The sequence below is a fragment of the Marinomonas spartinae genome, from assembly GCF_016461715.1.
In the GTDB taxonomy this organism is placed as follows: Bacteria; Pseudomonadota; Gammaproteobacteria; order Pseudomonadales; family Marinomonadaceae; genus Marinomonas; species Marinomonas spartinae_A.
In genome coordinates this window covers 226,434-244,411 of sequence record NZ_JAEMUI010000002.1, presented here as the reverse complement: position 1 = coordinate 244,411, position 17,978 = coordinate 226,434, and the positions used below count along the sequence as shown (strand labels likewise).

Annotated in this window: 16 protein-coding genes; all 16 read right to left on the bottom strand. The window is 44.2% G+C overall.

From position 1 onward, the window contains the following. Positions 1-18 precede the first annotated feature (18 nt). Positions 19-936 (bottom strand): UDP-3-O-acyl-N-acetylglucosamine deacetylase, encoded by a 918-nt coding sequence (gene lpxC, locus JHD45_RS03005; RefSeq protein ID WP_199474705.1) that lies wholly within the window; start codon positions 934-936, stop codon positions 19-21. A 120-nt stretch (positions 937-1,056) separates the two neighbouring features. Then, complete coding sequence (gene ftsZ, locus JHD45_RS03000) at positions 1,057-2,298, bottom strand: cell division protein FtsZ (RefSeq protein ID WP_199474704.1); 1,242 nt, start codon at positions 2,296-2,298, stop codon at positions 1,057-1,059. Positions 2,299-2,337: 39 nt separating this feature from the next. Then, positions 2,338-3,612, bottom strand: a complete 1,275-nt coding sequence (ftsA, locus tag JHD45_RS02995; protein ID WP_199474703.1) for a cell division protein FtsA — start codon at positions 3,610-3,612, stop codon at positions 2,338-2,340. A gap of 76 nt (positions 3,613-3,688) precedes the next feature. Further along, entirely contained in the window at positions 3,689-4,366 is a 678-nt protein-coding gene (locus tag JHD45_RS02990) for a cell division protein FtsQ/DivIB (RefSeq protein ID WP_199474702.1), read from the bottom strand. A gap of 3 nt (positions 4,367-4,369) precedes the next feature. Beyond that, positions 4,370-5,323, bottom strand: a complete 954-nt coding sequence (locus tag JHD45_RS02985; protein WP_199474701.1) for a D-alanine--D-alanine ligase — start codon at positions 5,321-5,323, stop codon at positions 4,370-4,372. 4 nt (positions 5,324-5,327) lie between these two features. Beyond that, the gene (murC, locus tag JHD45_RS02980; protein WP_199474700.1) at positions 5,328-6,752 is read right to left on the bottom strand and encodes a UDP-N-acetylmuramate--L-alanine ligase; all 1,425 of its coding nucleotides are present in this window, start codon (positions 6,750-6,752) and stop codon (positions 5,328-5,330) included. Next, positions 6,749-7,819, bottom strand: coding sequence for an undecaprenyldiphospho-muramoylpentapeptide beta-N-acetylglucosaminyltransferase (gene murG, locus JHD45_RS02975; protein WP_199474699.1), 1,071 nt, complete (start codon positions 7,817-7,819; stop codon positions 6,749-6,751). Before murG ends, murC begins: the two co-directional genes overlap by 4 nt. Continuing rightward, positions 7,812-9,029 (bottom strand): putative lipid II flippase FtsW, encoded by a 1,218-nt coding sequence (gene ftsW, locus JHD45_RS02970; RefSeq protein WP_199474698.1) that lies wholly within the window; start codon positions 9,027-9,029, stop codon positions 7,812-7,814. Before ftsW ends, murG begins: the two co-directional genes overlap by 8 nt. After that, positions 9,026-10,375, bottom strand: a complete 1,350-nt coding sequence (gene murD / locus JHD45_RS02965) for a UDP-N-acetylmuramoyl-L-alanine--D-glutamate ligase (protein WP_199474697.1) — start codon at positions 10,373-10,375, stop codon at positions 9,026-9,028. The genes ftsW and murD overlap by 4 nt, the downstream gene beginning before the upstream one ends. A gap of 12 nt (positions 10,376-10,387) precedes the next feature. Beyond that, on the bottom strand, positions 10,388-11,470 hold the full coding sequence (mraY, locus tag JHD45_RS02960; RefSeq protein ID WP_199474696.1) for a phospho-N-acetylmuramoyl-pentapeptide-transferase: 1,083 nt from the start codon (positions 11,468-11,470) through the stop codon (positions 10,388-10,390). Positions 11,471-11,484: 14 nt separating this feature from the next. After that, positions 11,485-12,831, bottom strand: coding sequence for a UDP-N-acetylmuramoyl-tripeptide--D-alanyl-D-alanine ligase (locus JHD45_RS02955; RefSeq protein WP_199474695.1), 1,347 nt, complete (start codon positions 12,829-12,831; stop codon positions 11,485-11,487). Then, positions 12,825-14,306, bottom strand: a complete 1,482-nt coding sequence (locus JHD45_RS02950; RefSeq protein WP_199474694.1) for a UDP-N-acetylmuramoyl-L-alanyl-D-glutamate--2,6-diaminopimelate ligase — start codon at positions 14,304-14,306, stop codon at positions 12,825-12,827. Before JHD45_RS02950 ends, JHD45_RS02955 begins: the two co-directional genes overlap by 7 nt. Next, a complete protein-coding gene (locus tag JHD45_RS02945) occupies positions 14,307-16,070 on the bottom strand; it encodes a peptidoglycan D,D-transpeptidase FtsI family protein (RefSeq protein ID WP_199474693.1) in 1,764 nt (587 codons plus the stop codon). Continuing rightward, positions 16,067-16,345, bottom strand: coding sequence for a cell division protein FtsL (gene ftsL, locus JHD45_RS02940; RefSeq protein WP_199474692.1), 279 nt, complete (start codon positions 16,343-16,345; stop codon positions 16,067-16,069). Before ftsL ends, JHD45_RS02945 begins: the two co-directional genes overlap by 4 nt. Further along, positions 16,338-17,276, bottom strand: coding sequence for a 16S rRNA (cytosine(1402)-N(4))-methyltransferase RsmH (gene rsmH / locus JHD45_RS02935; RefSeq protein ID WP_199474691.1), 939 nt, complete (start codon positions 17,274-17,276; stop codon positions 16,338-16,340). Before rsmH ends, ftsL begins: the two co-directional genes overlap by 8 nt. Then, a complete protein-coding gene (gene mraZ / locus JHD45_RS02930) occupies positions 17,273-17,728 on the bottom strand; it encodes a division/cell wall cluster transcriptional repressor MraZ (protein WP_199474839.1) in 456 nt (151 codons plus the stop codon). Before mraZ ends, rsmH begins: the two co-directional genes overlap by 4 nt. Positions 17,729-17,978: the final 250 nt, after the last annotated feature.

Here is a 17,978-nt window from a genome sequence, read left to right as displayed (position 1 = left end):
GGAAAATTCGCTTAAATTTTAAGCACCCACTAGAGCGGGATCAACGAAAGAGATAGGATTTTCTTGCGCCTCATTTTCGAAGACAACGTATTCCCAAGCCTCTTGATGCTCAAGAAGAGCAAGCAATAATTTATTATTAAGCGCATGACCAGATTTAAAGGCTTTATATTCACCAATCAGGCTGTGACCCAACAAATACAAGTCACCAATCGCATCCAGCACCTTATGACGAACTAGCTCATCTCGATACCGCAGACCTTCATCGTTCAATACACGGTAATCATCTAATACGATGGCATTTTCCATGTTGGCACCACGTGCAAGATTGTTGTTTTTGAAGTATTCAAGATCCTTCATAAAACCAAACGTACGGGCACGGCTGATTTCCTTAACAAACGTCGTTGCAGAGAAATCAAAAGATGTATGTTGAACATCCTCACCAATTGCTGGATGTTGAAAATCAATAGTAAATGACAAACGAAAACCTGAATACGGCTCAAGAGTGGCGTATTTATCACCATCCTCAACACGAATAGGCTTTTTAATGCGAATAAATTTCTTAGGAGCATTTTGTGCTTCCAAGCCCGCAGATTGCAGCAAAAACACAAAAGGGCTCGCACTACCATCCATCAGTGGAATTTCACTCGCACTGACTTCAACATAGGCATTATCCACTCCCAACCCTGCCATTGCAGAAAGTAGATGCTCTACGGTACTAATCGTCACATCACCCTTACATAGAGCCGTAGCAAAGTTTGTTGAACCGACCGCTCGCGCATCGCCATGTATTTCGACCGCAGGCTCTAAGTCTGTGCGAACAAAAACGATGCCTGTATTGACAGGAGCAGGTTTTAATGTCAAATACACCTTCTCACCAGAGTGAAGACCCACCCCTGTAGCTCGAATAATGTTTTTTAATGTGTGTTGACGTACCATTAGATTCCTACACTTTAATGACAAGATATATTTCAATTGAGAAATAATATCAATATCGTAATTTTTATACAATTCGCCGCTTAAACATTGCTTCTTTTTTTCGCAAATTAAACAAATTAATTAATCAGCTTGTCGACGCAAAAAAGCGGGGATGTCCAAATACGATAATTTATCGCTATTAGAAGAGGATGAAGAGCTATTTAACTCCCCTTTATCCACTTCTGAGCTTTTCTCAACCCCATCATCCTTCTTAACCGCAGAAGGCGTTAATACTGGCTTAGGCGAAGCAGCAGGCTGAGCTGAAACCTTCTCTTCAGCTACCGATTCAACCTTTACCTTTTCTGGCTGAGAAACAATCGAATCACCTACTGCGCTTTGTACTTCTTCAGCGCTAATCCGCCCTTCTAAGCCAGTCGCAACGACTGTCACTCGCATTTCATCACCCACACTTGGATCAATCGCACAGCCAATAACAACCGTTGCATCTTCAGATGCATATTCTTCAATAATGCCACCAACCTCGGTGAACTCTGACAAGCCAACTTCCTCGTTAGCCGTAATGTTGACAAGCACTCCACGAGCACCACGCAAGTTAATGTCTTCTAAAAGCGGATTGTGGATAGCGGCTTCTGCTGCCACTCTCGCTCTATCATCTCCCGACGCAGACCCTGTCCCCATCATGGCCATGCCCATTTCAGACATCACCGTTCTAACATCAGCAAAGTCGACATTGATCAAGCCTGGACGCATGATAAGGTCGGTAATACCCTGCACAGCGTTAAACAAAACATTGTTCGCTTCACCAAAGGCCTTAAGCAGAGAAATATTTTTACCTAACACTGGCAACAATCTCTCATTTGGCACTGTTATTAATGAATCGACATTATCTCGTAATTCTTTAACACCTTCTTCTGCTACTTTTGCACGGCGCTTACCTTCAAATGGAAATGGCTTAGTCACCACTGCCACAGTCAATATGCCTAATTCACGTGCAACCTTAGCAATAACGGGGGCAGCTCCAGTCCCAGTACCACCACCCATTCCAGCGGTGATAAATACCATATCGGCACCCGTTAGCAATTGTGTAATTTTTTCTTGATCTTCTAACGCAGAATCTCTGCCAACAGAAGGATTCGCGCCTGCGCCTAATCCTTTTGTTATTGTTGAGCCTAGTTGCAGAGACACACCCGTATCAAAACCAATCAAGGCTTTGGAGTCTGTATTGGCGCAGATAAACTCTACCCCTTCTAATTGACTCTCAAGCATGTGACGAACAGCGTTACCACCGCCGCCACCAACACCGACAACCTTAATAACAGCGTTATCGGATACATTATCATCGGCTAAATCAAAGACGTTCATGGGCTTATCGCTCCTTTATTAATTCAATACCCTTATTGACTACATATAGCTCTGAAACCAGTGCTTTAAATTGTGCCATACCTTCGTTGGACTGAAGGAAGACCTAGCTTCTTTTTTTGCCGCCAATACAGATAAATCTCGTTTATTTTGCGTCTTAGACATAGTCTGCGCAGATGGCTCAGTCATCTCAGCCTCTTTGCTTCCATAAGCCAATAATCCAACACTCGTTGAATATATAGGGTTATCGACAATGTCTGACATTCCTTTAATACAATCTGGCACTGAAAGACGAACTGGCATATCAAATACCTTTTCAGCCAACTCAGCCGCCCCCTCCATAAGAGACGTACCACCAGTAATTACAATGCCTGCAGGGATTCTCTCTGCATAACCACTGCGCCTTAACTCATCTTGAATCAAGCTATAAATTTCTTCATATCTTGCTTCAACTACTTCGGCAAGGGCATGGCGAGAGATCGTTCTGGGTTGACGATCTCCCACACTTGGAACCTGAATTGCTTGATCACCGCTCGCCATAGACGACATAGCGCAAGCATATTTTATCTTAATGTCTTCAGCGTGCTGCGTCGGCGTTCTTAACGCCATAGAAATATCATTTGTCACCTGATCACCTGCGACCGGCACAACTGCCGTATGATGCAGCGCACCATCCAACCAGACAGCAATATCCGATGTGCCAGCGCCAATATCGACCAAGCAAACACCAAGCTCCTTTTCATCTTCGCTCAATGAAGAATCACTAGAAGCTAGTTGCGATAAAATCACACCATCCACACCAAGACCACAACGCTTGATACACTTTTCTACGTTCATCACCGCATTCGCTGCACCGGAAATCATATGCACATTAGCCTCTAAGCGAACACCAGACATCCCCAGAGGATCTTTAATTCCTTCTTGAGAATCGATGTGATATTCCTGAGGTAGAATATGCAATACACGCTGATCAGAGGAAATCGGTACTGCTTGCGCCGCATCGATCACGCGATCGATGTCTTCTTGCTGAACTTCGCCATTTTTCACGGCCACAATGCCATGGGAGTTCAAACTTCTAACATGACTACCCGCAACACTCACATACACAGAATGAATGTTGCATCCTGCCATTAACTCAGCTTCTTCAACGGCACGCTGGATAGACTGAACAGTCGATTCTATGTTTATAACTACACCGCGCTTCATTCCCTTCGCGCTGTGAGAGCCAATACCGACAATTTCCAAACTACCGTCAGCCAGAACTTCCCCGACTAAACAAATAACTTTTGATGTGCCTACATCTAAACCGACTATCATTTAACCTTCCCAGCACTTAAGGCTGTTATCACCATTTCCGTCCATTGCTCAAAAAAGCAACAAACAGGCCAAGTTTTCATTGTTTTTTCCAAGCAACTGCAACACCATGAGGATATCTTGCATCCACAGAACTAATCTGGTCTATTCTACCCGATAAATCCGTTTTATACACCGCTATAAAGCGTTGTAATCTCTCTAAAATATCTTCTCGGCCCAGTTTTACCTTAATTCCATTTTTAAAAATGATTACCCACGCCCCACGTGGCTTTAATTGCAAACTATCTATACGCAATGAGGTTAAAGATAATACCTGACTAATCAAACCAAATTGCTCTAATACCACATCGCTCGAATCTTCCGGCCCTAATAATTTAGGAAGCGGCAAATTAGGGATACTTTTAGGCGATATAATCACCGCTCCTGTGGTAATGACTTGCCCATTATTCCAGTATGCTAGGGGCTCGTGCTCATGTACAACTACCTGCAAGGTATTTGGCCAAACTTTACGAACCTCGACGCTTTGCACCCACTGCGGTGACAAAGTCACTGCTTTTATCTGCGAAATAGAAGTCGTTAGCAAGCTTTTTCCCAGCAAACTAGCGTAATCTTTTTGTAATTGATCACGAGAGCTATATTTTAGCTGCCCTTTAATCTCAATAGCATGAATAGCAAACCAATTTTTCGGTGATTCTTTACCCTGAAAAACGGCTATCGCAATTAATAAAATAGCACCAATAAGCGCAGCTATTCTCATCCCTTAATTACACCCATATTGCAACCAAGCATTTTGTGCAATTTTTTCAACTAATGAGGCATAATCAAGCCCCACATACGCCGCTGCCATAGGCACTAAACTATGGGTAGTCATTCCTGGTGAGGTATTTACTTCCAACACCCAAAATTTCCCCGTTTCGTCACGCATCACATCAACACGCCCCCAGCCACGACAACCAAGAGATTGGTAAGCTTCTAAGGCTAGATTTTGCAGTTCATTTTCATCATCTTCACTTAAACCACATGGCAACAAATACTCCGTATCATCTGCAATATATTTGGCCTCATAATCATATAATTCATGACTAGAAGACGCTTTTAGCCCAATAGCAGGATAGGCCACATCATCAATAATACTTACCGTAAACTCAGGGCCGTGGATAAACTCTTCGACTAAAATATCAGAATCAAATTCAAGGGCATTTTGCAAAGCCACTTCTAACTGCTGCCGATTATTGGCTTTATTAATGCCGAAAGTCGAACCTTCTCTCGATGGTTTAATAATCATAGGGTAAGACAATTCTTTTTCTATAAGTGCAACATCTGCTTCATATTCAAACGATAAATACGCAGGTGTTGCCAAACCAATTCCCTGCCAAAAGCGTTTCGTCATTACTTTATCCATCGCCAATCCGCATGCCAAAGGCGCACTCCCTGTATAAGGCTTACCGAGCATATCCAATAAAGCCTGTACATGACCATCTTCACCTTCGCCACCATGAAGCGCAATAAATGCCAAATCGAAATGTGTTTCTTGTAATTGTTGTATAGGGTTAAGCACCCCTTCTGGACCGTATAAATCAAGCTTTACCACTCGATAGCCTTTTTCTTGCAAACCATTCGCTACAAGCGGCCCACTTTGCAAAGACACTTCACGCTCAGCAGAACGACCACCATAAATGACAGCAATGGTCGCCTCTTCTAATAACCTAGGCATAGAACTAAATCCCACTACTCGCTAATGCTTTTGAAATCAACCCAATATCACCTGCCCCTTGGGTAATCATCAAGTCGCCACTTTTTAGCACATTAGACAATATCGAACGCAAGTCAGACGTATTAGCCACATGGATAGGATCAACGGTACCTCGCTGACGAATACTGCCACACAAAGAGCGGCTGTCGGCGCCATTAATAGGCGTCTCACCTGCTGGGTACACATCCAACAACAGAAGGACATCCACTTGTGACAAAACTCTCACAAAATCTTCGTACAAATCACGAGTCCTTGAAAAACGGTGTGGCTGGTACACCATGACTAATCGCTTCTCAGGCCAACCCGCTCGAATTGCCTTAATTGTCGCTTCCACTTCACTTGGGTGGTGACCATAATCATCAACAAACATGACTTGCGAGCCATCTTCTAGTACCAACGGCGTCTGCTCTTGGAAACGGCGACCTACCCCCTCAAAGCCCATCAAGCCCGATTGAATAGCCGCTGGGTCCACACCGAGATCAGAAGCCACTGCAATGGTTGCCAAGGCATTAAGTACATTATGACGTCCTGGCATAGGCAAACGTATTTTTAGTGGTTGCTCTTGATCAGGACAGTGCGCCAAAAACTCACAATAACGGCCTGTTTGTACAATATCTGTCGCATAGAAGTCCGCTTCGGCATCAATACCATAAGTCAGTACCGGACGACTCAATGAGGGCAAGATTTCTCTGACATTCGCATCATCCACACACACTACAGCCAAACCATAAAAAGGTAAGTTATGAACAAACTCAACAAAGGTTTGTTTTACCTTTTCAAAATCACCTTGGTAAGTATCCATGTGATCTTCATCAATATTAGTGATAATCACTGTCTGAGGCTGCAAATGCAGAAACGAAGCGTCACTTTCATCGGCTTCCGCCACCAAGTAGGCACTACTGCCTAATTGCGCATTCGCTCCCGCACTCGTCAAACGGCCACCAATGACAAACGTGGGAGCCTCACCTGTCGCCGCCAATACAGATGCCATTAAACTGGTCGTGGTTGTTTTCCCATGAGTTCCGGCAATGGCAATACCATGACGGTAACGCATTAACTCGGCCAACATCTCGGCCCGGCGAACGATAGGAATACGATTTTCTTTTCCCCACTGGATTTCAGGGTTTTGCAAATTAATAGCTGTCGACACAACAATGACATGTGCATCGTGCACATTGCTCTCTTGGTGACCAATATGGATGCTAATACCCAATTCAGCCAAACGATCAGTCACTGCAGAGGACTTTAAGTCAGAGCCTGACACTCGATACCCTTGATTATGTAACACTTCTGCAATGCCACACATACCGACACCACCAATACCGACAAAATGAATATTTTGAATGCGTCGCATTGTGGGGATATCGTATTGAAACTTGTTTCCTATCATTTTATTAACCTTAAACAATTTGCAACTACATCATGAGTCGCATTAGGATGAGCAACTTTTTTGGCCTGCTCTCCCATTTCTACTAATGTGGATTCGTTCTCTAACAAGGGAGCTAATAGCTCAATCACCTTGTCACTGGTTAACTCAGGCTGCGGCAACAAAAACGCCGCCCCAACACGCTCTAAATGACGCGCGTTTGCTGTCTGATGGTCATCAATGGCATGAGGATATGGCACTAAAATAGAAGGCAACCCCGCCACCGCTAATTCACTTACCGTCATTGCCCCTGCTCGACAAAGCACAATATCGGCCCAGTAATAGGCCTGATTCATGTTATCTAAATAGGCCTCTACACGAGCGGAAACATTCGCCTTTTTGTAAAGCGCTGAAACATCATCAAAGTTCCGCTTTCCAGTCTGATGCCATACATCTAGGCGCTGGGAAAAAGGCCATTTCGACAGCACTTCTGGCATAATATCGTTAATGGCTTTTGCCCCTAAACTGCCCCCAACAACTAAAAGCTTTAATGGCCTAGCCAGTGTATCACGCGGGGCACGAACATCTTGCTTCAAAATATCAGCACGCACAGGATTACCGACACTGATCCCCTGAGGCAACGCCCCATCAAACGCCTGCAAACTAACATTAGCCACTTTAGCAAGCAACTTATTCGTGGTTCCCGCTACAGCATTCTGCTCATGAATCACTAAAGGAATCCCCAATAGCTTTGCAGCTACCCCACCGGGCCCAGCAACAAACCCCCCCATTCCCAACACAACAGAGGGTTTCTCTTTTTGTAAAAAAGCAAATGCCTGACCAATCGCATGCAAAACCCGAAAAGGCGCCGCCAATAGCCCAAACACGCCCTTGCCTCTCACCCCTTTAATGGAAACTGTATGAATCGCAATATCGTGCTGGGGAACCAAGGTTTCTTCCATACCACCTTTAGAACCTAACCAAAAAACCTCAAGGCCTTTTTCTTTAAATTGTTGCGCACAAGCCAGTGCGGGGTAAATATGTCCACCTGTACCACCGGCCATAATGACAACACGTTTGATGTCAGTCATCACTCGCCTCAATATTGGTTGATTTGTTTTGTTTTGCGGTTTGTGTATTTTGTTCTGCTTGCCCAGACTCTATACGCTTATTTTCAATATCCACCCGCGCAATAACAAACAAACTGGCCAGAGTAATAATTAAGCTACTGCCCCCATAACTTATTAAAGGTAGCGTTAAACCTTTCGTTGGTAAAAAACCAGTATTCACACCGATGTTAATAATTACCTGAGCCAAAATTAGAATAGAAAAACCAAAACAGACATAACCCGCAAATGGGCGTGATAGAGCCATCGCTTTATTACCTATTTTGAAAGCACGACTTACCATTACGCCAAATAACAAAATCAGAACAATTCCGCCAATCAAACCCGTTTCTTCTACCCAAATAGAAAAAACGAAGTCAGTATGGGCTTCTGGCAAATAGGAGAGTTTCTGTACACTATTTCCCAAACCAAGGCCAAACCACTCACCCCGACCATAAGCAATTAACGCCTGGCTTAACTGATAACCTTCATTATATGGATCCGCCCACGGGTCAATAAAATTCATTAACCGTTTCATACGATAGCTTTCTGATATTGCCACCACCCCAAGCATCAAAACCGCTCCCGCTAACAACAACAGAAACTGATAAAGAGGCGCTCCGCCAAGAAACAACAGGGCCATTACCGTCCCAAGAAGCACTACAGAAGCACCGAAATCGGGTTCAAACAATAAAAAAAGCAGGAAAATACTACATAAACATAAAGGCAGGAAGAAACCTACCCAACCACTACGCACCCGTTCAGCTCGACGCACCAGATAACCAGATACATAGACAACCATACAGACCTTTGCAACTTCCGAGGCCTGCAAATTAAACACCACTAAATTAATCCAACGACGACTACCATTTACCGTTTTACCGATCCCAGGCAACAACACCATAATCAGTAACACCAGTGAAATGGCCATGAGCAGTATGCCCCATTTTTGCAACTGATCCGTTGGCAGCGACAACATCACCCAACCTAACGTCAATCCCATTCCTAAATATAGAATCTGGCGCCACATAAAAAAGGTATAATCGTTATGCTGATCAACCGATATGGAAATAGAAGCACTGGATACCATCACAATTCCCAGCGCCAACAAAGACACAACAGAAGCGATAAAAATGGAATCCACTTGGCTAAACTCACGCCAAGAAACTCGATCAAAGAAGCCTAGCAGATTCATAATGCTCTAACCAAGCGAGCAAAATGCTCACCACGAACTTCATAGTTTTTATACATGTCCAAACTGGCACAGGCTGGAGAAAGCAGAACAATATCACCTTCTTGTGCCTCCAGTTTAACCGTCTCAACAATTTCATCTAAGGTACTAAAAAAAGCATATTCAGACGTTTCCAATAAAGCATTAGCGATAGCCTGAGCATCCTTACCGAATAAATATGTTTTACGAACAAATTCAGCAACAGGGCTCGCCAAAGGAGAAAAATCCGCCCCTTTGCCTTCTCCACCAGCAATCAACAAAATATTTTTTTGTGATGCACGCCCCAAACCTTGTAGTGCAGCTAATGTCGCCCCGACATTAGTCCCCTTAGAATCGTTAATATAGGTAACACCTTGATACACCCTGACATTTTCGCAGCGATGAGGTAAGCCACGAAAGGTTTTTAATGTCTCAGCAATTCTTTGGTCCAGAACATCCAACCCTAATAGCTCAATCATGGCTAGCGCAGCTAAAACATTGGCATGATTATGAGATCCTTGCAGCGCAATATCGGAGGTATGATACAAACGCTGAACGCCTTTGCAGAGCCAAGCCCCATTATCGTCGGGCAACATACCATATTCTTTTAAATCTGGGCTTTTAGTAGTAAATGCACGTACAGGCACCCCTTCCGCTAATAATGGCGCAGTCAGAATATCCTGCTTATTACAAACCGCCGCCTTGCATCCGCGATAAACTCGTTGCTTCGCTCGTTGGTATTCATATAAATCATCATAGCGATCCATATGATCTTCAGACACATTCAGAATACAGGCCAAATCCGCCTTTAATGCAGGTGTAGTTTCAAGCTGAAAACTTGATAACTCAAGTACATAAAAATCCACTCCAGCGCTCAACAAATCCAAAGCCGGTGTACCAAGGTTGCCACCTGCAACGGCTTTTTTACCACAAGCCTCCAACAGCAAAGCGACCAGCGTTGTCACCGTACTCTTTGCATTTGAACCCGTAATGGCCACATAAGGCGCATTGGCGTAATCACAAAACAGGTCAATATCACCACGCATTACTACCCCTTTTTGCGCTAATGAAGCCAAAACAGGGGTCTTTAATGAAATACCAGGACTCACATACAGCTCTGTCACAGGCAATGTTTCCAACACAGACAAGCTACCTGTAAAAATTCGCTCAGAAGGACATAATGACTTGGCTTGCTCAAGCCCGGGTGGATTCTCTCGAGAATCCACTATGTAAAAGTCGATGTTTTGGCTCGCCAAAAAACGCACACAAGACAGCCCTGTCGTTCCTAAACCAACGACCGCTCTGACTCGATCCGACCCAATTAACGACATATCAGCTCCTTATCAGCGAACTTTTAGTGTGGCCAAACCAATTAAGACAAGACAAACCGTAATAATCCAAAAACGCACAATTACTTTTGGTTCTGCCCATCCTTTTAATTCAAAATGGTGATGAATCGGTGCCATTCTAAAAATGCGTCGTTTAGTCAATTTATAAGAGGCCACTTGCAAAATCACCGACACGGTTTCCATGACAAACACACCGCCCATAATGAACAACACCAACTCTTGGCGAACCACCACGGCAATCGTGCCCAAAGCAGCTCCCAAAGCCAAGGAGCCAACATCCCCCATAAAAACTTGAGCCGGATAGGTGTTGAACCACAAGAAACCAAGCCCTGCTCCAACCATAGCAGAACAAAAAACCAACAACTCTCCAGAACCATGCACATAAGGAATCAGCAGGTAATCAGCAAATTTCACATTACCCGTAAGATACGCAAACACACCTAGAGCCGCCCCAACTAAGATTGTTGGAACAATCGCTAAACCATCCAAACCATCCGTCAAATTGACGGCATTACTGGTACCGACAATTACAAAGTACGTTAAAACGACAAAGAATATGCCCAAGGGTAAAGCTAAGTTTTTAAAAATGGGAATCAATAGCGAGGTTTCAGCAGGTGTTGTCGCAATGGAATACAAATAGCAAGCCGCACCAATGGCAATCAGACTCTGCCAAAAATATTTCCAGCGTGCGGGTAGACCTTTCGAGTTTTTTTCCACCACTTTACGATAATCATCCACCCACCCGACAACACCAAATGCCAGCATCACTATCAACACTAACCAAACATAATGGTTACGCAAGTCACCCCACAACAAGGTGCTGACACTAATAGAAAAAATAATTAAAGCCCCTCCCATGGTTGGTGTGCCTGCCTTACTTAAGTGAGACTGTGGGCCATCACTACGCACTGCTTGACCTATTTGCAAACGCTGCAATAACGAAATCACTCTATTACCAATTAATAAAGAAATAACTAATGCGGTCAAAACTCCCAAAATAGCGCGCAGAGATAAGTAATTAAATACAGAGAAAAAAGTATGGTATTTGCTCAAGTAGTCAGTTAACAAGAGTAGCATGAGAGGATTTATTCCTAATTCATTATAATATCAATCACATTTTCCATCTGAGAAGAGCGCGACCCCTTAATCAAAATGGCATGTGCTTCATTAAGCGACCGAATCACAGCCGCCGCTTCACTATGATCTTGGCACATGACGACCTCACCACCTGCGTCTTTAAACGCTTTAGCAGCAATCGCGGCAATGGGCCCAACGCTCACTAAACACGATACATTTTTTGCACTTGCATACCGCCCTAGTGAGGCATGTATTTCATCTCTTTGACAACCCAATTCCCCCAAAGCACCTAATACTAGCCACGTTTTCTCGACGGGTTGCATGGTTAACACGTCAATCGCCGCTTCTACCGATTTTGGGCTCGCATTGTAACAATCATTAATTAATAAGGCGTTATTTTTTGTTGTTAGCCTCTCCAATCGCCCTTTTACTTGAACGGGAGTTCGCAACACCTTAACCGCATCAACAAATGCCGTCCCTGTCGCCATCAATGCCAACACCACTGCCATACCATTAGCAATTTGGTGTTTACCTGCGCATCCGATTTCAACATCAACTTCTTGACCCTGATAACAAAATACAGCATGACTGGTTTGCGCATTTAACTGAATGTCTTTGGCATACAAATGCGCGCTAGAAGAAAACCCAAACGACATAACTCGACGCCCTGCGGCCAAACCACACCAGTAATCAAAAAAACCATCATCCGCATTCAGAATGACCGTTGCCGATGCTTTCGCTCCAGTAATCAGCTCACCCTTTTCTATCGCAATCCCTTCTAAACTACCAAACCCTTCAAAATGACTACCACTTGCATTTGTCAAAATCACCACATCAGCATGAATGCTATAGGATAACTTCTTGATTTCACCTGGAAAACTTGTCCCTGCCTCGATAACAGCAACCTCATGTTGAGGCATTAATTCCAACAAAGTTTGAGGCACGCCAATTTGATTATTTAAGTTGGCGCGTGTTTTTAACACACTTTTTCCTGTAAAAGATTGAGCTAACCAATCTTTTACGGTTGTTTTACCATTACTTCCCGTTATTGAAATAATGTTGCCGTGAAACGCATCCCGAATATATCGAGCAATTCGCCCATACGCCTCCACCGTATCCGCTACTTTCACACAAGGAAGGTTGGGGAGATCCCTGTCAGATAAAACCGCAACAGCACCTTGATTAATCGCATCCTGAGCAAAATCATGACCATCGAAACGCTCTCCTTTGATTGCCACAAACAAAGCACCTTTAGCGATTTTCCTTGTGTCCGTTACAACATCCGTAAAGAGCTGATCATCTGCAGCCAACTGACCGTCACATATTTCAGCAAGGGTAGAAAGAGTCATATCAATTAACATGATGCTAAGCCCTTCAATGCTTCTTCTTTATCATCAAAGTGGTGTTTAACCCCTTGAATATCTTGGTAGGTTTCATGTCCCTTACCAGCAATCAAAACAATGTCTTTGCTATTGGCACTGGCTATCGCCTTTGTAATTGCCACTCGGCGATCCACTTCAACTTGATAGACTGCCTGTTCTGATACACCCTCAGCAGCATCACGAAGAATCTGCTCTGGGGATTCTGTTCTTGGGTTATCTGAGGTTAGCCAAACATCATCAGCATATTGTAATGCCGTACTGAGCATAATGGGGCGTTTACCTCGATCCCGATCACCGCCACACCCAAACACGCAAACCACACGACCTGAAGAATGTTCTTTCAGCGCCGTAAGGGCCACTTTTAACGCATCAGGAGTATGCGCATAATCCACCACAACCGTTGGTCTATTAGTGGCATCCAAAAGAGCCTCTGTCGAAACCTTTTCCATTCGGCCCGGGGCGCCTTTTAACCCCTGCAATGCCGCAATAAGCAATGATTTATCCTCAAAAAAAGGCCATAAACTCGCCAAAGCAGCAAGTGCATTTTGAATATTAAAACGCCCTAATAAAGGTAAAAATACCAACGCTTGACCCTCAGGATGACATAAGATGAACTCGCATCCTGCGGGATGAAATTGCAAATCTCTCACATAGAAATCCGCTTTTTCATTGGACTCACTGTAATAAAACGTATTCACCTGATCCGATACCACTTCCGCCATAAAAGCCGCTTGTGGATCATCTAGACACAAAACTGCTTGCTCGACGGATGGAAAAGAAAAAAGGCGGCGCTTAGCCTGTGCATACGCCTCCATCGTACCGTGATAATCTAAATGATCTCGGGATAAATTCGAAAACACTGCCGTTTGGAAAGGAACACCATATAAACGCCCCTGATCAAGGGCATGCGAAGAGGCTTCAAAGGCGACAAAATCAACCCCTTGCTCAGCCATTTGACTTAATAATTGATGCATCGCCAATAAATCAGGTGTGGTTTGTCGAGCTTCTTGAAGTTGGTCCAGCGGCCCCACGCCAAACGTGCCAATCAGACCACTCGAAAAGCCCGCAGCTTGCGCCATTTGCGTAAGATAAAAACAGATTGATGACTTACCATTTGTCCCAGTCACAGCCACTAGGCGTTTAGGAGGTAGACCGACCATATGGTGCAAACACTTGATTAAAACACTAGCCGGCTCATCAACATGAATTAGCTCGATAATAGGATGAGAAAGCTTAAGATGACGAGGCACAACCGCCACACGTCCACCTAATGACGCCACCTTATCCAAGTAATCCCAACCATGACTTGCCACCCCCGGAAGGGCAAAAAAGACGCCCGAAGCGTCTATTTTGCGACTGTCTGTTTCTATATGAGTATAGAAGCAACCAGCCCTATTGCCTGTTTGCTTAACAGCAGAAAAACTGAGCAATTGGGCATGTGTTAAATTTTCCATTTAATTACCCTGTGCCACTCTAAAGGGAACTTTTTTACTATCAAGTTTCACTTCTCGTAATCCATCAGGCATATCGGGTGGAATATTCAATGTCCGCAACGCCCCACGCATGACCCGAGAAAACACTGGTGCGGCAACTTCCCCACCATAATAGTTACGCCCTTTCGGATTATGAATCATCACCACCATTACCAAACGAGGATCCGAAGCAGGGGCAATACCAGCAAAAATGGCATTGTATTCATCATACTGATAACCATCGTTACCGACGACGTGCACGGTACCTGTCTTACCGGCGATTTGATAACCAGGCACCTGCGCCAGCTTACCCGAGCCATGCAAAACCACGCCTTCCAGCATTTTAACAACACTTTTCGCGACCGCTCGTGGGATAACTTGCTTCCCTTTTGGTGGAGCATCTTGCTTAAAAATAGTCACTGGAACACGATACCCACCATTAGCAAGCGTCATATAGGCCTGAGCAAGCTGTAATGTCGAAACAGAGAGCCCATAACCATAAGACAAGGTAGCAAGCTCTGCAGGACGCCATCTAGAATGCGTTGGTAGGACCCCAGACACCTCACCAGGGAAACCAATCCCAACGGAAGAACCGAACCCAAGTGAATGATCTACATTCCAAATACTATCCGGAGGCAAAGAAAAAGCGATCTTGGAAGCCCCGACGTTACTAGACTTTTCCAATAGTTTTTCTAAGTTAATTTTACCATAGTTACCATCGTCACGAATGGTGAAGCGCCCAACGCGTAAATAACCTGGCGACGTATTAATAATAGACTCTGTATTGTACTGGCCGGACATTAAGGCCGCTGACACAGTAAAAGGCTTCATGGTGGAACCAGGCTCAAATAAATCAATTACCGCACGGTTACGTAATTCATCATAATCCAATGTTGAACGGTCATTAGGATTGTAAGATGGCTGATTAACCATAGCCAAAATTTCGCCTGTTTTGACGTCTAAAATAACTGCCGAAGCAGACGTGGCCCGGTTTTCGGTCACCGCTGCTTTAAGCTCTCGATAAGCCAAATACTGCAAGCGCATATCAATGCTAAGCTGGATATTTTCCCCAGGACGCGCCGGAATTTCTTGACCAATCGGACGAATAGCATTACCTGAAAGGTCCTTAATATAGCTACGTTTTCCAGGGGAACCTTGCAATTCAGAGTTATATTCCAGTTCCAATCCTTCTTGACCTTTATCATCAATGCTGGTGAAGCCAACCACTTGTGCCGTCATTTCACCCGCAGGATAAAAGCGTTTATATTCTTTACGCTTTGTCACTCCAATAACATGAGCCGCCATAATTTGATCCGCCTCATGGGGAGATACCTGACGTTTCAAATACATGAAAGAACGTGTTTTATTGGCTTCAAATCTGTTTGTTAACCAAGAATGACCAACCCCCATAGCATCCGCTAGACGATTAATCTCCTGCTCAGGCGTCTCTCCTTTTTCGGGGTTTTGATCCATATCCCAGAGTTTCTTGGGGTTAGCAACCAAGGTCCACGTTGGCGCACTGACAGCCAACGGCTCACCACGGCGATCTAAAATCATCCCCCGTGTAGCGGGAATCGTTTCCGTCCTAACGGCACGCATCTCTCCCTGATTTTGTAAAAAATCCTTATCAATAACAGTTAAATAAAATAGGCGTCCAGCAACAACAGCAAACAAAATAAACGCGATGCCGTATACAAACCTAAAACGCCATTTGTCGGGACGGTGATGACCGTTTTCAATACTCATGGTTTGACGATTACTATTTCATCTTTAGTAGGTGCATGCATATGCAAGCGGTTTACCGCCGCCTGCTCTAAACGACTTGGTTGAGTCAATGCGCTTTGCTCTAGTAGCAACTGCCCCCATGTCACTTCATAGTTGGCTTCGTCTTGTTTCAGCGCTTGCAGATGTGAGTAATCCATTCGGAAACTGTAAACCTGCTCTACGACCAGAATCGAAACAATGGACAACAGCACAACGCCAACTGAATAAGACCATGGGGAAAATCGCAATCTAGTCACTGACTCGCTCCAAAACACGCAATACAGCACTTCTAGAGCGGACATTATCGCTAACTTCCGTTTTAGATGGCTTAATTGCTTTACCAATGGTTTTAAATTTAATGTCTAGCTGAGCATTCTGAATGGGTAAATGTCGTGGTAACTCAGGCCCTTTAGACTTCAGTTTCATAAAACGTTTGACAATTCTATCTTCTAAAGAGTGAAAGCTGATGACGACCAAACGCCCTCCTACTTTCAACGCCTCAGCTGCTGCCTCTAGCCCGACTTCTAAATCACCTAATTCATTATTGATAAAGATTCGAATACCTTGAAAAGCACGCGTAGCAGGATTTTTGCCCTTTTCCCAAGCAGGATTTGCCTCTGCCACTATTTTGGCTAACTGCAATGTGCTCACAATTGGCGTATGAGCGCGGTACTCGCAAATGGCTTTTGCAATACGTCGCGAAAAACGTTCCTCACCAAACTGATACATCACATCTGCAATGTCTTTTTCTTGAGCATGAGCGATCCATTGTGCTGCGCTTTCTCCTTGATTAGGGTTCATACGCATATCCAAAGGGCCGTCATTCATAAAGCTAAAGCCACGTTCTGCATCATCTAACTGCGGTGAGGAAACGCCCAAATCCATCATAATGCCATCCACTTTGTGGCAGCCAAAAACCGTCACAATATGGTCTGTCATATTAGCGAAGCTATCTTGAACGATGGAAAAGCGCTCATCCTCCTGTTGCAAAGCTTTACCAAAATCAATCGCCACTGGATCTTTATCAAATCCTAATAAACGACCTTGCTGTAAACGATTCAATACCAAACGCGTGTGACCTCCACGACCAAAAGTGCCGTCAACATAAAGGCCATCTACATTGGTGACCAACATATCAACGGATTCGTTCAGCATGACACTGATATGTTCTGGCACGGTGTCTGTCATAAAGAGATATCCATCATGGTTTCAAGTTGTAAGTTATCTATAGAATCCTGAGACAAGTAGTCGTCTCGTTGCGTATCCCACTCTTCCTGACTCCATATTTCAATTTTTTTCCCCTGACCTAAGAGAGTCACTTTTCGGTCAAGGTTAGCGAAGTCTCGCAACGGAGCAGGCAACAAAATACGACCTGCTTTATCTACTTCTAAATCCGTTGCATGACCCACAAGCAAACGCTGTAAGCGCCGTGCTTGCGGCTGAAAGCTGGGCAATTTGTCTAACTTCTCCTGAATCTGCTCCCACTCAATCAGAGGGTAAAGCAGCAAACACTTAGAAGCTGGATCGATCGTGACAACAACGCCTTCGTCTTCGTATTGGGCGAGCTCATCACGCAAACGTGTAGGCAAGGACATACGCCCTTTTGCATCAACACTCACATGATGAATCCCACGAAACATTGTCATATCCCACTTATCGACACTTTATCCCACAATTTAACACTATTTCTTTAAAAGAGTAAAAAAAAACCAACCAAATAGGCAAAAATAGATGAAATGATTTTGTAAAGGCGCTTAATTAGTGAAAGGCAGCAGAAGCAAAACAGGAAAAACCCCACAAAACGACACTTTATGGGCAAAAAGAAGCCTGCCCACGGTAAAAAGTGGGAACAAGATAATTAGAGAAACAAGAATGAAAAAGAAGTGCCAA

Excerpts from the sequence above, each read along its gene's own strand:
- murG (WP_199474699.1), bottom strand. The coding sequence starts at position 7,819 with ATGACTGACATCAAACGTGTTGTCATTATGGCCGGTGGTACAGGTGGA.
- rsmH (WP_199474691.1), bottom strand. The coding sequence starts at position 17,276 with ATGACAGACACCGTGCCAGAACATATCAGTGTCATGCTGAACGAATCC.
- murC (WP_199474700.1), bottom strand. The coding sequence starts at position 6,752 with ATGATAGGAAACAAGTTTCAATACGATATCCCCACAATGCGACGCATT.
- JHD45_RS02985 (WP_199474701.1), bottom strand. The coding sequence starts at position 5,323 with ATGCCTAGGTTATTAGAAGAGGCGACCATTGCTGTCATTTATGGTGGT.
- murD (WP_199474697.1), bottom strand. The coding sequence starts at position 10,375 with ATGTCGTTAATTGGGTCGGATCGAGTCAGAGCGGTCGTTGGTTTAGGA.
- JHD45_RS02990 (WP_199474702.1), bottom strand. The coding sequence starts at position 4,366 with ATGAGAATAGCTGCGCTTATTGGTGCTATTTTATTAATTGCGATAGCC.
- ftsW (WP_199474698.1), bottom strand. The coding sequence starts at position 9,029 with ATGAATCTGCTAGGCTTCTTTGATCGAGTTTCTTGGCGTGAGTTTAGC.
- ftsZ (WP_199474704.1), bottom strand. The coding sequence starts at position 2,298 with ATGAACGTCTTTGATTTAGCCGATGATAATGTATCCGATAACGCTGTT.
- mraZ (WP_199474839.1), bottom strand. The coding sequence starts at position 17,728 with ATGTTTCGTGGGATTCATCATGTGAGTGTTGATGCAAAAGGGCGTATG.
- ftsA (WP_199474703.1), bottom strand. The coding sequence starts at position 3,612 with ATGATAGTCGGTTTAGATGTAGGCACATCAAAAGTTATTTGTTTAGTC.
- lpxC (WP_199474705.1), bottom strand. The coding sequence starts at position 936 with ATGGTACGTCAACACACATTAAAAAACATTATTCGAGCTACAGGGGTG.
- JHD45_RS02955 (WP_199474695.1), bottom strand. The coding sequence starts at position 12,831 with ATGTTAATTGATATGACTCTTTCTACCCTTGCTGAAATATGTGACGGT.
- JHD45_RS02950 (WP_199474694.1), bottom strand. The coding sequence starts at position 14,306 with ATGGAAAATTTAACACATGCCCAATTGCTCAGTTTTTCTGCTGTTAAG.
- mraY (WP_199474696.1), bottom strand. The coding sequence starts at position 11,470 with ATGCTACTCTTGTTAACTGACTACTTGAGCAAATACCATACTTTTTTC.
- JHD45_RS02945 (WP_199474693.1), bottom strand. The coding sequence starts at position 16,070 with ATGAGTATTGAAAACGGTCATCACCGTCCCGACAAATGGCGTTTTAGG.